This is a genomic window from Paenibacillus sp. MMO-177, from assembly GCF_037147795.1.
Taxonomy (GTDB): Bacteria; Bacillota; Bacilli; order Paenibacillales; family Paenibacillaceae; genus Pristimantibacillus.
In genome coordinates, this window is the sequence record NZ_JBBCUR010000002.1 from 453,150 (window position 1) to 467,847 (window position 14,698).

Sequence of the window (14,698 nt, forward strand, 5' to 3'; positions counted from 1 at the left end):
ATATGAGAACCGCGTTTTATAATATAAAACAATGATGGAGTTGAGTGTATGCGTATCGTTCGTTACATGGAATCATCGTTATCCCGATTAGGCGCTTTGACAGATGATGGGGCCGTCTATCGACTGGAAACGTCGGACCTCATGGAATTGGTAGCCGAGGCGAGAGCAAGAGGCTTGACTCCCTCCGAGCATGTATCCAACCAGATCGCTGGGAATACGGCAATCGCTTTCTCCCTCGAAGAGCTCGAGCTGCTGGCGCCCGTTGACGCGCCGGAAGTATGGGCAGCTGGCGTTACTTATTTGCGAAGCAAAGAAGCGCGGAATTATGAGGCAACGGGAGGAAAGCTGGATGCCACGACGTTCTATGACAAAGTGTATGACGCAGAAAGGCCGGAGCTGTTCCTCAAATCGACCCTTGCGCGCACTGTAGGACCAGGACAGCGGGTATGTCTCCGCAGCGACTCTAATTGGCAGGTCCCTGAGGCCGAGCTGGGTCTCGTGCTGGACCGCGAAGGGACGATCATCGGTTATACAGCCGGCAACGACATGAGCTGCAGAGACATTGAAGGCGAGAATCCGCTGTACTTGCCGCAGGCCAAAGTATGGAGCCGTTCCTGCTCGATTGGACCAACGGTCAGACTGGCCGAAACGGTGACGGATCCCTACGCACTGCAGATCGTGTGCCGAATTTACCGCAACGGCGAGAAGCTTGTTGACGAGCAGGCAAGCACGGGCTTGCTGAAGCGCAAGTTAGAGGAATTGGTATCGTTCCTGAAGCGAGACAACGAGCTCTATGACGGAACGGTGCTTCTTACCGGTACCTGCCTTGTTCCTCCCAATCAATTTACCCTCGATTCGGGTGACCGCATCGAGATCGAAATCGAAGGTATCGGCATCCTGGCCAATACGGCTGTCTATAAACATGAGCTGACGCAGCAGTCCTATCAGACCAATTAGGAAAGGGAGAGAGTTCATGAACGAACAATCCAGAACAATTGACAATTATATCAACGGAAAATGGACGGCTCCACTGTCCGGCAAACGGATTCCGAGCATCAACCCCGCAAAGAAACAAGAAGTGGTGGGCCACGTGTCCGATTCGAATGAGGCCGATCTGGACAATGCCGTAGCCGCTGCCGAAGCCGCTCGAGCTTCTTGGCGGAAGCTGACCGGCGCGCAACGGGGAGCCTTGCTATTCAAGGCGGCGGATCTGCTCGAGGCCAGACAGGAGGAGATCGGAAGAATGATGACGCGCGAAATGGGAAAGACGTTGCCTGAAGCCAAAGGCGAATCGGTGCGCGGCGCGGCGATCCTGCGCTATTATGCCGGCGAAGGCATGCGTAAGATCGGGGACGTCATCCCTTCAACCGACGCCGAGGCTCTCATGTTCACCACACGGGTGCCGCTTGGCGTCGTTGGGGTCATCTCCCCCTGGAACTTTCCGGTCGCTATTCCCGTCTGGAAAATGGCTCCCGCGCTTATTTACGGCAACACGGTGGTCTGGAAACCGGCTACGGAAACCGCCGTCACGGCGTCACTTATTATGCAATGCTTCCATGATGCCGGATTCCCGCCAGGCGCGGTGAACATGATTGTTGGCAGCGGCAGCGTTATCGGCAGCGGTATCGCGTCGCACAACGGAGTTCACGGCGTCACGTTCACCGGGTCCAACGCGGTTGGCAAGCGGGTCGGTCAGGCAGCGCTCGCGCGCGGAGCGAAATACCAGCTCGAGATGGGGGGGAAGAACCCTGTCATCGTGGCTGCGGATGCCGACCTTGAGCTTGCCGCGGAAGCTACGATCAGCGGCGGACTGCGCTCCACCGGCCAGAAGTGCACGGCGACCAGCCGCGTTATTGTCGTTAGCGACGTTTATGAAGCTTTCAGGGAAAAGCTGGTAGCCAAGGTAGCGGAGCTGCGGGTCGGTGACGGACTTGCCGAAGGCACCTGGCTCGGTCCGTGCGCTAACGAGAACCAGCTCGATACGGTCATGTCCTATATCGGCAAAGGGAAAGAAGAAGGAGCTCGGCTTCTTATCGGCGGTGAACGGCCGAGCCAGCCGGAGCTCGCTCACGGTTTCTATGTAACGCCTGCTGTATTCGACGAAGTGAAACCGGATATGGCTATTGCAAAAGACGAGATCTTTGGCCCCGTACTGTCGCTCATCCGGGTAGACAGTCTGGAAGAAGCCATCCGGGTCGCCAACGATACCGAATTCGGTCTCAGTGCCTCAATCTATACGCGCAATATAGGCAATTTACTGACTTTCGTTCAGGATATGGAAGCTGGGCTGGTCAGGGTCAATGCCGAAACGGCTGGCGTGGAGCTTCAGGCTCCGTTCGGCGGGATGAAGCAGTCCAGCTCTCATTCACGCGAGCAGGGGCAGGCTGCGATTGAATTCTTCACCTCCATCAAGACCGTATTCATTAAACCATAGGCCTTCGAGAGGGGCAATTCGGAATGAACGAGCAGATACGAACCATAATGGGCGGAGAAGAAGGGACCTTTTTCTCCCTGAAGACACATGCGCCTGGGCCGGAAGGCAAGCTCCCGCTGACGCCAGACCTATTGCTTCATGCACCGAGCGGTGATCTCTTCGGATTGACACAAAATGTCGGCATGGGCTGGAGCCCAAACCGGCTTGGCGGGAAACAGGTTCTGATCATGGGAACGATGGGAGGCATTCGGAACGAGGATGGAAGTCCCGCGGCGCTGGGCTATCATACCGGGCATTGGGAAATCGGGATGCTGATGAAGGCAGCCGCGGACGAACTGACACGTGCTGGGCATATCCCGTTCGCCGGCTATGTCAGCGATCCTTGCGACGGGCGCAGCCAGGGAACGACAGGCATGTTTGACTCGCTCCCCTATCGAAACGATGCGGCGATCGTGGTTCGGAGACTGGTGCGATCGTTGCCTACCCGCTCCGCGGTTATCGGAGTGGCTACCTGCGACAAGGGACTGCCGGCCATGATGCAGGCGCTGTCCAGCATGCGAGATCTTCCCGTTATCATCGTACCCGGCGGCGTAACGCTGCCGCCGACATCCGGGGAGGATGCGGGCAAGATTCAGACGATCGGCGCCCGGTATGCCCATGGGGAACTCAGCCTGGAGGAAGCGGCGGACCTCGGCTGCCGCGCCTGTGCTACACCGGGCGGCGGCTGCCAATTCCTCGGAACCGCGGGAACGGCGCAGGTGGTAGCCGAGGCGCTGGGCTTGACGGTGCCCCACGCGGCACTCGCTCCTTCCGGCCAACCCGTCTGGGAAGAGATGGCGCGCCAATCCGCGCGCGCGGCTGCAGCAATGGCGGAGCAGGGCATCACGTCGGCACATGTGTTGACCGATGCTTCTGTTCGGAATGCGATGGCGGTCCACGCCGCATTTGGCGGTTCCACGAATCTGCTGCTCCATATTCCTGCTATCGCGCATGCCGCGGGCCTGAAGATTCCGGACGCAGATGATTGGACCGCGATCAACCGCAGCGTACCTCGGCTTGTCAGCGTGCTGCCAAACGGGCCGATCCCCCATCCGACAGTCCGCGTGTTTCTGGCAGGCGGCGTTCCGGAAGTCATGCTGCATCTAAGAAGGCTCGGTGTCATTGACGATCGGGTACTCACAGTAACGGGATCAACGCTAGGCGAGGTACTGGATTGGTGGGAGAGCTCGGAGCGCCGCCGTCGGATGCGGAGTTATCTGCTGGAGCAGGACGGAATCGATCCGGACAGTGTCATCTACAGTCCGGAGCTCGCCAAAAAGGCGGGACTGAACTCAACGGTAACGTTCCCGACCGGCAATCTGGCGCCGGAAGGGGCGGTTATCAAATCAACGGCCATTGACCCGTCCGTCATCGACGAGAACGGCATTTTCCGACATGTCGGGCGTGCCAAAGTATTCACAACCGAGCGCTCGGCCATCCGCGCCATCAAGATAGGCGGGATCGCAGCCGGCGACGTGCTGGTACTGATCGGCCGCGGACCGTCCGGTACGGGCATGGAAGAAACTTACCAGCTGACATCGGCGCTGAAGCATCTGCCTTATGGCAAGCAGGTATCCTTGCTGACCGATGCCAGGTTCTCTGGTGTATCGACAGGCGCTTGTATCGGTCATATTGGACCTGAGGCTCTGGCCGGAGGACCGGTAGGTCGCTTGCGCACCGGTGACTGGATCGACATCCGGATTGATACGCGTCGGCTGGACGGCACCATTCATATGGTCGGATGCGGCGACACGCCGGAGAACGAGCTGACAGGAAGTCTGATACTGGCCAGCAGGCCGCAGCACCCCGAATTGGAGGAGGATCCTTCGTTGCCGGATGATACCCGGTTGTGGGCTGCGCTTCAGGCTGTAAGCGGAGGTACCTGGAAGGGCTGCGTATATGATGTGGACCGGATTCTTGAGGTCCTCTCTGCCGGAATGAATGCGCTTACCGGGAATAAGTCGGCGCCGATTGCAGATTGACGCCATAGTCGACGATGAAGACTGCCGTAGCGGAAACTCATTACCTCAATAAGAAAATGCAGTGGCCTATCACTATGCCCGGTTGCTGCATTATCAACTATGGCAATGTTGGTTGGTGCAAGGCTGCGGATATCCGAATCAAATAATCGCCTCAGAGCTGCCCCCGAAATAATAGTAGACGGGCCCGGTTACAAAGAAGCATCGTTGTTGGACGATGGCTAAGAGGGCGTTATAAAAACGTCAATCAGGGTGGTAACGCGGAGTAACTCCGTCCCAAATGGGATGGAGTTTACTGGTTTCTGCAAGTGCAATGAGCAGTTCAGCACGTTTAAGACCAGCGAGACGCTTTACATATTGCTGCCAGCCGGCAAGGACCTATTCCGTATCTAGCCGACTAATTTCTTTCGGTAGAGGGAAGAGTCTAAGTGTTGCAATTGCACCGGTGCAATTAAGGATTTTTGTTGGATGACAAGAACAAGGTAACATTGAAAGCCGCATAAATTGCGGCTTTTTTATCTTATGTTATCAAGTTCTTGTCAAAATGAAATGACAAGAACTTGATAACATTGCCGATAGGTGACAAGAACTTCGTAAAATTCCCGATAAGATCCTTCTTTGGTCACACTGCTTACAACATTTTAGCACCAGTCTTTATTAAGCTAACGGCAGGTTAGCGCAACAAATGGAAATTCATGACGTCTAAAATATTGCAATTTATTTTCGTGAGAATTTTCCACCAGATTCAGAACTGAATTAAAGGAGCCATATGTATTGAATAAAAAATTACTAAGCACACTATTATTATTTAGTCTTTTTCTTAACGTTTTAGCTGGTTTTAGTATCTATAAGCTAGATAAAAAGAAAGATGAAATGACTGAAAACTTTTATGAAAGATCTACTAATTTTGTTGGTAATTTAAAGGCTGCAGTTGCTTCGCTTGAATCAGTGACAAAGGATACAGATATGGAAGATAATATATCTTCGATGCTAACTACATATTCCAGCCTAGTGGCATCATCAAGCTCAAGTGTCTTTTTTGATTTAAGTGTTCAAGAGAAGTATGGGTTAAATAGTCACTTCTCTACAACTGTCGGTATTTATGAACAAGAGATGCATGATATTTATATTAAGGCATTAGAAAATAGGCTTACTAATGAAGACTGGGAACGAACTAAAAATATCTATGAAAAAATGAGTATTCTAGTTCAAAGATTAGATATAGACTCGCTAATAAAAGCAAATAAAAAGTATTTAGTAGAAACTCTTTCTGCAACTTCTTAGGACTGTCGTTTTTTCATTAAGCGAAGACTATAGCTTATTAAGTCAGTGTGGTAACCAGCAATTTTAACCAGACTCCGTTTAACGGGAACGATAGTTCAGCCATTCAGGGGCAGTTTGCCATAACGGAAGCTGTTCCTTTTTTATTAAGATAATGGGCAGTTTAGCGTGGAGTCTTTGTACAATATATAAAAACAAGTCCTGGAGATGAAAGGCCAAAAAACGATTAGAATGTAGGGTTGTTATGAAAAAACAATTTAAGAATGGACACCGTATGTTAGAGAGTTTTGGATATGAATTTATTGTACACTGTCCTAATTGTAACGATAAATCTAAGGTTATATCACCTGAAGCACCTTATTATAGAGATGCAATAAAAAGGTTCATTTGTACGTCTTGCGGGCTGGTCAAGGAATTGATTCCAGGTAAAAATTGTTTTAACGAAAACGTTATTTCTTATGGAAATTCCTGGCGTGATGGGGTTATTAATATAGGCGGGAATTATGACTGGTATTTTGGTTATCCTCTGTACTTACAAGCACCTTGTTGTGGACATACTCTTTGGGCGTATAATATTGAACATTTATCTTATCTAGAAAAGTACGTAGAAGCTGAATTAAGAGGACCATCTCCTTACTATTTAAGTGTGGAAAGCAGGCTTCCAATTTGGATGAAAACAGCTAAAAATCGTGATGCTGTCTTAAAAGCTATAAATAAAATAAAACAGATAGCGGAAATAAGTTAAACTTCCCCCGATTTTCAGCACCTGTATTTTAGTTGAAGATCGGGATATAGGGAACTTGGGATTTGCGGGTCTTTTAAAAGTGCACTCATAAGGTGATATAGTTAAGCTATCGAGGAACGATAGTTCCGCCATCCAGGAGCAGTTTGCCACACGGTAGCTGCTCCTTTTTATTAAGCTAAAGGACAGATTACGTTAATGAAGGATCGAAGTAAGTTGGTTTAACTTTTAAAAGTAATTGCGCAAAGGAACATGTTATAATTAATCAAAATATGTGCTATATAGCTGGGGTAGCAACTAGCGGTGATAAGAGTTGAAAAGACGAGTCAGCAAAAAACAACATTTAAAATATTTAGCGGATATCACATATGAAATTAGCCTTGAACCAAAGTGGAGGGAAATGCTGCTTGCAACTCCCTTTAGTAAAAAGTTTCGGATTAATTCCTCTTCGTATAATGGTTTAAGCGTTTATTTAGTAAGAGAAATTCGAAAAAGGGACTTAAGGTATTTTGTTTCTGTTGTTCCTCATTCAGAAACAATCGGTTGGGAAGATTGGGATCCTTCGTTGGTCTATTTTAAATTTGAAGCAGAAGGTTTTCCTGAAATGGTTTCCTTTTCTGCAAACACACCGAGCTCCAAGTAAGCATTCAGCTCCCTCGAAATGATTCAGTTTCCTCACTCAGACTCATGAATTCGCAGGATTTCATCCTGTAGTTAAGATGAAGATAAGGATGATGGGGGAGCCGGTAGCTGGGAGTGGGGAAAAAGGGCGTGCGGAAATAAGGGTACATATACATTACCCACATTGTTCCATTATATGCACGTCTCCACTTCGCCCTAGTGATTCTCGCTCCCATGTCTCAACGGGTCATAGCCCTTCATTCCTTCGTCACATCTTAACTAAGGGGTGGAGGTCGGTCTTTCTAACGGAACGGGTCAAAGCCCTTTTGCGTAACGTATCCCGATACTCCGTGCTTCTTGTTATCCTGCGAATGCTTGAGCCGGTGAGGTACAGCCAATCTCTTATGCAGCCTGTGGGAAAACTCTGGTTGAATCATAGGCTTCGTTGCTTTTTGCAAGACCGACAAGCATACGTGCCACTTTACCACACAATTTCATGATGGATTTCATCTTCTTAAGCTTCTTTTCCTTCACGTTATAATGATGTAGAGCTTGAACTTCTGGATTTGTCATCACCATACACATTGTCATAAGGTAGAGGAAATGCCTTAGTCGTGGACGGCCGCGTTTGCTTAACACCATCTTACCTTTCCATTTCCCTGAGCTTGCTTCGGCTATATTTAGACCAGCATGTCGCAGCAAGGCATTTCCGTGCGCGTAACCACTTAGATCACCGGCTTCACCGAGAATACCAGCAAGACTCGTAGCACTAACACCTTGTATCTCAAGCAGTTTTTGCGCATACGGAATACGCATGAGAATGAGCTGGAGTTCATCCTTAATCTTTTCAAGCTGACGCTGCGCCAGATCGTATTCTTCGAGTAAGTGCTGCAGATGAAGCTTGTAAGCATGGAGTGCCTGAGTCGTACCAACGCTGCACTTAGCGAGTGCAATGAGCAGATCCGCTCGCTTAACCCCGGCATGACGTTTCATAAATTGCTTCCACCCGGAAATGACTCGCTCCCTCGTTAACCGACGGGCTTCACTAGGCAAGGGAAAGAGTCTGAGCGTTGCAATTGCACCGGCACAAGTAAGGATTTTAAAAACTTGACGAAGCTCAGGAAAAACAATGTCTACCCAGCGATGAATCTGGTTAACTGCAGCGTTGAGGCGCTTAGTAATGGTTTCTCGGTTTGCCATGAGAATACGCAGTTCCTCGTAGGCTTCCGGCTGGAAACGAATGGGGGAGTAATACCCGTTTTTAATCATATCTGCAATGACTAAAGCGTCTTTATGATCGCTTTTAGATGGTGTATTATCTCGGTTTTCTTTGTTCTTCTTAACGAGATGTGGATTAACCAGAACAGCCTCAATGCCTTGATCGATAAGCCAGCGTGCTAGGCTAAACCAGTAATGGCCCGTAGGTTCCATCCCGACAATGACTTTATTAAGCTTGTAGGATTTGAGTAAATCCTGAATCCAGCGGCCTAACTGTTTGAACCCTTAAAGATGGCTGCCAAACTCCAGTGGATGGCCTAAAGCTATTCCTCGAAAGCTGACAGCGCGTGCGACGTGAGCTTCCTGAGCGATATCTACGCCAACGACTAGATGATGAACGGTAATGTTTTCAATGAGTTGATTTTGCTTGTCTTGTGCCTTAAACTTCATAGTAGAGCGACCTCCTGATGTGGATTTAAAGGGCTTTTGACCCGTTGCATAATCCCATCGTACCGAGGCGCTCGTTTTTGTTCAAACGCCAAATTATTCGTTTTACAGGAATTCTAACGGGAAACTATAGTTCAATCATAAAAGCTGCAGCGGATCGGAGGATCTACTGCAGCTTTTGTTGAACTAAAGGGCTGGATAAGGCAACATTACACATATTGAAACGTCTAGATTATTAAGCTGAATTATTTGTGGTGGGGTGTGATGAAGGTCAAACTCATTCTATTATTCATATGCGTTTTGGTTCTGGGGGCTTGCTCGAATGATGACAAGATACAAAAGATGGAGAACTATCATCCAACTAAAATAATTATTGAGCGGAAGGGAAAACTCAAATCGGTAACGCATCAGCCTCCTGCTTAGTACCAAGTAGATACGATGAAAATGGTAACCTCAATATACGAATCCTTGTTGAACTTAGAAGCTGTACCGAAAGATGTCATTATTCATTGTCCTGCTGATTTTGGCATATCGTATGATTTGGCTTTTTATGAAGATGGAAATCAATTATTTACAGCGGATGTAGAGGCTGGGGGTTGCCGTTATGTTCAATTTCAAGGAAAAGAAGCATACCAATCAACTGAATCATTTTGGAAACTGATGAAAGAAGCAACGGGAATGACCGAAAGTCAGCTTTGGGGAACTCCGGGCTCATTTTGAATTTATTGACTACCAACAGCCCGTTGCTGCGGGTCACTTTTTCTGTTCAACTAAAGATATCGAAGTTAATCTGTAAGGTGAAGAAGGAATGAAAGGAAAGTGATGCGGAAGTGTTTCTCTTGGACGGTGTATCCGGATTCTATGTCGATGATATACCAGAGGTTGATTTGTTACAATTCAAGAGGCTATGTTACACGATTGCAAACTATTCTAATGGGAAGCTTTTAGCCTTAGAAGAACCACATGTATCACAGAGCTTTTATAAAGCAGAACTTGGATGGGAAGACAAGAGTACAAGCATCTTCATCTTGTTAAATAGCTCCTATCCCTTCGTTGCATTTGCTTCTTCAGTTCAATACTTCGATATTAAATATGCTGATGACTCACCTTTTAATAATGTGAACGCCTTTGGTACTAGATTTAGGGTGCTGACTACTGAGGTACTTAATCAACCATTAATAGTCGATGAAAGAACTCATACCTTGCTAAATGAAAACAGCTTAAATAAGATTGAATTAAACCATATCTTTCATTGGAAACCTAAAACAGTCGGGGAAGTTATCTTTAATTTTTGGGATTGAGATTTAATTAAGGCATTGAGCTAACGGGAAACTACAGCACAACAACGACAGTACGGCAGCTCACACTTGATGAGCTGCCGTTTGTTCAACGGGAGGTTAGTTCCAATGACTAATGTTGGACAATGAAATCCCAGTATAGTATAAATATACTATATAGTGAATTTATATGCGAATCGGGTGATTGAATGAACCTACTAGACATTAAGGAATTGTCGTACGGTGACATCTTTAACATCTTCCGCTTAACAGATGAAATAAAAACTGGCATGCATAAGAATTTTTTGATAGGAAAAACATTTATCTTATTCTTCCCTGAATCAAGTCTAAGGACAAGAATCTCTTTTGAGAGAGGAATAAAGGATCAGGGAGGGGAATGCATAATATTTCCGCCAGAGGCCTTGGACAAAAAGGAACAATTGAAAGATGTGATTAAATACATCGAAAATTGGGCTCACGGGGTGATTGTAAGGCATGCTGATTTTTTAAAAATTACTGAATTAGCTCGCCACTCCAATATTCCTGTAATTAATGCAATGACGACTGTTAATCATCCATGTGAGATCTTATCTGACTTATACGCTATACATAAAAGAAGGGAACAATTCCAGAATATCACATACACTTTTGTTGGACCTGCTGGAAATATTTGAAGGTCATGGTTGACCGCAGCAGAAGTGATGGATTTAAAGTTTAATCACGTTTTTTTGAAGGGCCACGAAATGAGATGCGATTCAAAAAATTATAAGTTTTATACTGACCTCAACGAAGTAATTAAGTTTAGTGATGTTGTTTTAACAGATTCATTACCTGATGAACTTCGAAATGAACAGTACATAGCAAAGTACCAGATCACTCTCGAGAGAATGAAACTGGCCCCAAATGGAGCGATGTTGAATCCGTGTCCGCCTTTTTTTCGGGGGGAGGAAGTAAGTGAGGAAGCCATATCTTCAGAATACTTCGTTGGTTATACATTCAAAGAGGATTTACTTTTCGTACAACAAGCGGTTATTATGCAATGCTTATTAACCTCCCTCGGAGAACGTTAGTTCAAAAAAACAGCAGCAGTCTAGGACTTTATTTTCACGTCCTTGACTGCTGCTGTTCTTTGTTTAATGCCAATTTCGGAAATCCACCGAAAAAGTAATTCATTGTAGGAATATATATAACCGACTATCTAGTAAACCTTGTTACGTTGAAAAGACCAGATAGTCGGTTATTTCCATTCATTTTCTTAGTCAGCTCCAACCTGTAATCTTCCAAATGCCATTTTCTTTAGCGAGTTCGTAACTAGTTTGCGTATACATCAATTCTGCTGCCGGTGACTCCGTAAAGTAAACGTCTACTTTAACGGAAGCATTGTCCAAAGTTACATTTTCGAAAATATAATGATTAACGATCTTGATCTTGTACTCTGGCATTTTAGGGAAGTTTGTCTGTGCTTGTTTAGTAAAGTGAGAAAAGTAGGAAGTAGTGTTCTTTTCATTGATCGCGACAGAAAGTTCATTAATAAGATTAACAAATTCATTTTCAGGCATTCCATATTCTGACTCGTTAAGCAGAAAGGTATCGCTATTTATCTCGATTTGCTTCTTTGAAGAATTCCACTTAACGTTTGCACCTAGTAAATTACCGACTTCACGCAAAGGCACATACGTATTATCTTTGTAACTCAGAATAGGCAGATCTGTTTTGCTGTACTTTTGATTATCAACGATGATTGGGGAAGTAAAGGTTGTAAGAACGATTTTTTTTATGTCGGAAGCAAAAACCGTTGTAGCTCCAATCAGTGCTAATGTAGTAACTAGGATAAAAACTTTTTTCTTCATTAAATTATCCATCCTTTCGCTACTAGAAAATTTTACGTATGTGACTTACAAAGGTATACGTTCTTATTATCGAATAGTCGGTTTCTCTCCAGGATTCAACTCTAACTGTAGCTGAAGTATTGGTAATAGGTCCAAATTCCTTAAAGATCATTTTAGTAATTAACTTAGGATTTAACTGAGTAATAAGAGAGTCCTTTGAGGTTAGTGCGAGGTAATTCTTTTCATCTCTTGCATTAAGATATCGCGTTGAAGTATTAATAACCTTAACAAGTTCTAGTTCTTCACCGGTATAATTACTTTCATCCAAATGTACATCTACCGTTGGACTTGACACTGGCCCTTCGATAGAGGAGAGACTAGCTGGATTAAGCGACATAGTGATTTGGGCGACCTTTTCATTTTCAATGGAAAACTGAATAGAATATTGCCCATCAGCAGACTTTAAGATATAAGAATCCCCTTTCTTAATATCTGGATACACCTCTAATATTTCCTCTGTAGTATCTCCTATAGAAATACCACTTGATGTACTTCCTTCAAAAGGAGAAGTGACTGTTATTTGCCATATTGGTCCACCAAAATCTATCGCGATTCCTTGTTCTTTAAAGATCCAGTATGCTGTACCTACCCCATGCGAAACCGTTTTTTCACTAGGTTGGCCATATGCTTTAACTACATCATCAATTGATCCTCCAATTCGAATCCCCTCAATACTCAGGTCAGCTGCAGAAAGCTTGCTCTTCACGCTCGATGTATTTTCAGACGATTCATGTATTTTAGGCGGTGCCTCAGTTGATACGATTGGCGTGAACTCGTTATTTTTATTAACGACAGTGTTCGAGCAACTCGTTAGAAGAGTGGCTACGAGTAAAGACATTATTATTTTCATAAAGCAGATCCTCCCCCGATTTTCTAGATAATAAGTTAACGCAAATTATCAGGAAAAGGTTACCATAATTATTTCTGTATTTAAACGAAAAAACAGATCTGTTCAATTAGGAATTAATGCAATCAATCAGCTTGTAAAAGAATATAAGTCCGTATCTTATCGCACTGTTTCGGATCTGTCGAGGGAATTGGATCCGGATGGTGAAGGTATTCACCCAAGCACGATTCGTAGGAATAGCGAACTCCAGGCATATTTCACTCAACACCAAACTGCCAAGCCATACAAGCTGCGTAAAAGGACCGTAAAGCAGCTTATGGACGATATGGAATCATTCAAACAGATCAAGCTTAACCGAGACCTAGAACGCGTTAGACAACGTTATTTGCAGTCCACAAAGTCTGAACTAGTAGAACATATCATCCGGTTAGAACAATATGTAGCACTACAAAATCAGATCTGGATAAAAAATGAGTTTGAGAAATTTCAATGATAAAATAGAGGCAATAAAAAGTGTCGTTTTATATTTTTCTAAACGACACTTTTTTAATTTTAATGAATACTAAAGAGCTGACTGTAGTGGATAACGGGAAACAATAGATGTATTATTTATTTTCTTTGTTATTGAAACCTTTTCCATTTTAATGTGTCTTTATTGTAAGAGAGAAGGTGAGGTTATTGGAGCAAGAGGAGTTACTTAAACAATGGATACATACATATTATGATCGGTTAACGTATATAGCGTTTACCTACTTACATGACCAAAATATGGCAGAAGACTTGGTGCAACAATCATTTATAAATGCATATCTTTCGTTAGCTCAACTTAAAGAACCAAATCGTCCATATCCATGGTTAGTCCGAATTGTAATCAATCTATGTCATAATGTAACCAGGAAAACCCGACGTGAGCAACCAGTTGAATTTCTGCCAGAGCAAAGAAGCATGAGCGCTGAAGACGTCTACATGCAAAAAACTAGGAACAAAGAAGTTTATATAACAGTCATATCATTGCCTGAAAAATTACGAACTCCTATTATCCTTTATTACTTTGAAGAGTTATCAATTCGGGAAATAGCGGAAGCACTAAGTCTTAGCGAAGGCGCGGTAAAAACACGCCTCAGCAGGGGCAGAGACCAATTGAAAAATAAACTAAGAGGAGTTGATGCAGGTGGATTTGGAGTCACTTTTACGTCAAGCTAAACCAGATTATCCTAACTCTGATTCGAACAAAGTAACATCCGCCATTCTGCAAAGATTACAGGAAACACCTAAGATACAGCGATGTAAAAGATCTGTAATGTTAAAAGTAGTCTCCGCGGTAATAATTGCGATGATGTTATCAGCAATTACCGTTAATGCAGCTTCTGGTGGCAAGCTATTTGGTGCAATAATACTAAATAAGGAAAATAAACATATCGCTAACGAACCCAATTATGCTACTTATGAACCCGTCGGAACTGAAATAGAATCAAATAAAGAACCACTTTTGAAAAACAAAATTATTAATAAAGATCAGCTTCCAACAATCAGTGCATCATCAATTACCAATATTGCGGTTAAGGAAGAACACGGAAAGTATTTAATACCCACGCTACTTCTGACGAATAATGCTGATCTTGTTATTTTCACCAAACAGAATGAATCAGGATGGAATTTGAAAAAAGGCGAGAAGCTCACATTAAGATTTACTCTTGATCTAAAAACGAGTAAGTATTCAGATCAAGAAGGAGAATGGATACAGAGTGGATATATAAAAAACGGTGAATTAATCGCAATTAATGAAAAAAAAGATAAAGAATTTAGCAGCACGATTACTGCAGATGAAGCAGGAGAATTCTATTTCTATATAGAGAATTTTTCTGCTGGCAAGGTCATTATTGAATCTGGATTAATTGAGTGAAGGGAATGCTGTTTATCATAA

At 44.6% G+C, this 14,698-nt stretch carries 14 protein-coding genes and 1 pseudogene; 12 read left to right on the forward strand and 3 right to left on the reverse strand.

Annotation, left to right across the window (positions count from 1 at the left end):
- The first annotated feature begins 48 nt into the window (after positions 1-48).
- From WFK81_RS07675 to WFK81_RS07700, 6 genes are all read left to right on the forward strand, one after another.
- Positions 49-957 (forward strand): fumarylacetoacetate hydrolase family protein, encoded by a 909-nt coding sequence (locus WFK81_RS07675; RefSeq protein WP_336785859.1) that lies wholly within the window; start codon positions 49-51, stop codon positions 955-957.
- 16 nt (positions 958-973) lie between these two features.
- Positions 974-2,434 carry an alpha-ketoglutaric semialdehyde dehydrogenase GucD gene (gene gucD / locus WFK81_RS07680; RefSeq protein WP_336785860.1) on the forward strand — a complete coding sequence of 487 codons (1,461 nt, stop codon included), beginning with the start codon at positions 974-976 and terminating at the stop codon, positions 2,432-2,434.
- Positions 2,435-2,457: 23 nt separating this feature from the next.
- Positions 2,458-4,455: a YjhG/YagF family D-xylonate dehydratase gene (locus tag WFK81_RS07685; RefSeq protein WP_336785861.1), complete on the forward strand. Its 1,998-nt coding sequence runs from the start codon at positions 2,458-2,460 to the stop codon at positions 4,453-4,455.
- A 771-nt stretch (positions 4,456-5,226) separates the two neighbouring features.
- Entirely contained in the window at positions 5,227-5,736 is a 510-nt protein-coding gene (locus WFK81_RS07690) for a hypothetical protein (RefSeq protein WP_336785862.1), read from the forward strand.
- Positions 5,737-5,977: 241 nt separating this feature from the next.
- Positions 5,978-6,478 (forward strand): hypothetical protein, encoded by a 501-nt coding sequence (locus WFK81_RS07695; protein ID WP_336785863.1) that lies wholly within the window; start codon positions 5,978-5,980, stop codon positions 6,476-6,478.
- 310 nt (positions 6,479-6,788) lie between these two features.
- Positions 6,789-7,118, forward strand: coding sequence for a hypothetical protein (locus WFK81_RS07700; protein ID WP_336785864.1), 330 nt, complete (start codon positions 6,789-6,791; stop codon positions 7,116-7,118).
- 380 nt (positions 7,119-7,498) lie between these two features.
- Here the strand turns inward: WFK81_RS07700 and WFK81_RS07705 are convergent.
- Positions 7,499-8,764: pseudogene (locus WFK81_RS07705) on the reverse strand (IS110 family transposase).
- A 465-nt stretch (positions 8,765-9,229) separates the two neighbouring features.
- On the opposite strand from WFK81_RS07705, the gene WFK81_RS07715 reads away from it, so the two are divergent.
- The 4 genes from WFK81_RS07715 (at position 9,230) to WFK81_RS07730 (ending at position 11,108) form a co-directional block, all read left to right on the forward strand.
- Positions 9,230-9,481, forward strand: coding sequence for a hypothetical protein (locus WFK81_RS07715; protein WP_336785866.1), 252 nt, complete (start codon positions 9,230-9,232; stop codon positions 9,479-9,481).
- A 119-nt stretch (positions 9,482-9,600) separates the two neighbouring features.
- Complete coding sequence (locus WFK81_RS07720; protein WP_336785867.1) at positions 9,601-10,062, forward strand: hypothetical protein; 462 nt, start codon at positions 9,601-9,603, stop codon at positions 10,060-10,062.
- Between the two features lie 185 nt (positions 10,063-10,247).
- Positions 10,248-10,712, forward strand: a complete 465-nt coding sequence (locus WFK81_RS07725) for a hypothetical protein (RefSeq protein ID WP_336785868.1) — start codon at positions 10,248-10,250, stop codon at positions 10,710-10,712.
- A gap of 9 nt (positions 10,713-10,721) precedes the next feature.
- Positions 10,722-11,108: a hypothetical protein gene (locus WFK81_RS07730; RefSeq protein WP_336785869.1), complete on the forward strand. Its 387-nt coding sequence runs from the start codon at positions 10,722-10,724 to the stop codon at positions 11,106-11,108.
- Positions 11,109-11,297: 189 nt separating this feature from the next.
- Here the strand turns inward: WFK81_RS07730 and WFK81_RS07735 are convergent, their stop codons facing one another.
- Together WFK81_RS07735 and WFK81_RS07740 are read right to left on the reverse strand one after the other, a co-directional pair.
- The gene (locus WFK81_RS07735) at positions 11,298-11,888 is read right to left on the reverse strand and encodes a stalk domain-containing protein (RefSeq protein WP_336785870.1); all 591 of its coding nucleotides are present in this window, start codon (positions 11,886-11,888) and stop codon (positions 11,298-11,300) included.
- A gap of 22 nt (positions 11,889-11,910) precedes the next feature.
- The gene (locus WFK81_RS07740; protein ID WP_336785871.1) at positions 11,911-12,777 is read right to left on the reverse strand and encodes a hypothetical protein; all 867 of its coding nucleotides are present in this window, start codon (positions 12,775-12,777) and stop codon (positions 11,911-11,913) included.
- Between the two features lie 675 nt (positions 12,778-13,452).
- Between WFK81_RS07740 and WFK81_RS07745 the strand changes: the two genes are divergently transcribed.
- Together WFK81_RS07745 and WFK81_RS07750 are read left to right on the forward strand one after the other, a co-directional pair.
- Positions 13,453-13,977 carry an RNA polymerase sigma factor gene (locus tag WFK81_RS07745; RefSeq protein WP_336785872.1) on the forward strand — a complete coding sequence of 175 codons (525 nt, stop codon included), beginning with the start codon at positions 13,453-13,455 and terminating at the stop codon, positions 13,975-13,977.
- A complete protein-coding gene (locus tag WFK81_RS07750; RefSeq protein ID WP_336785873.1) occupies positions 13,946-14,677 on the forward strand; it encodes a hypothetical protein in 732 nt (243 codons plus the stop codon). Before WFK81_RS07745 ends, WFK81_RS07750 begins: the two co-directional genes overlap by 32 nt.
- Positions 14,678-14,698: the final 21 nt, after the last annotated feature.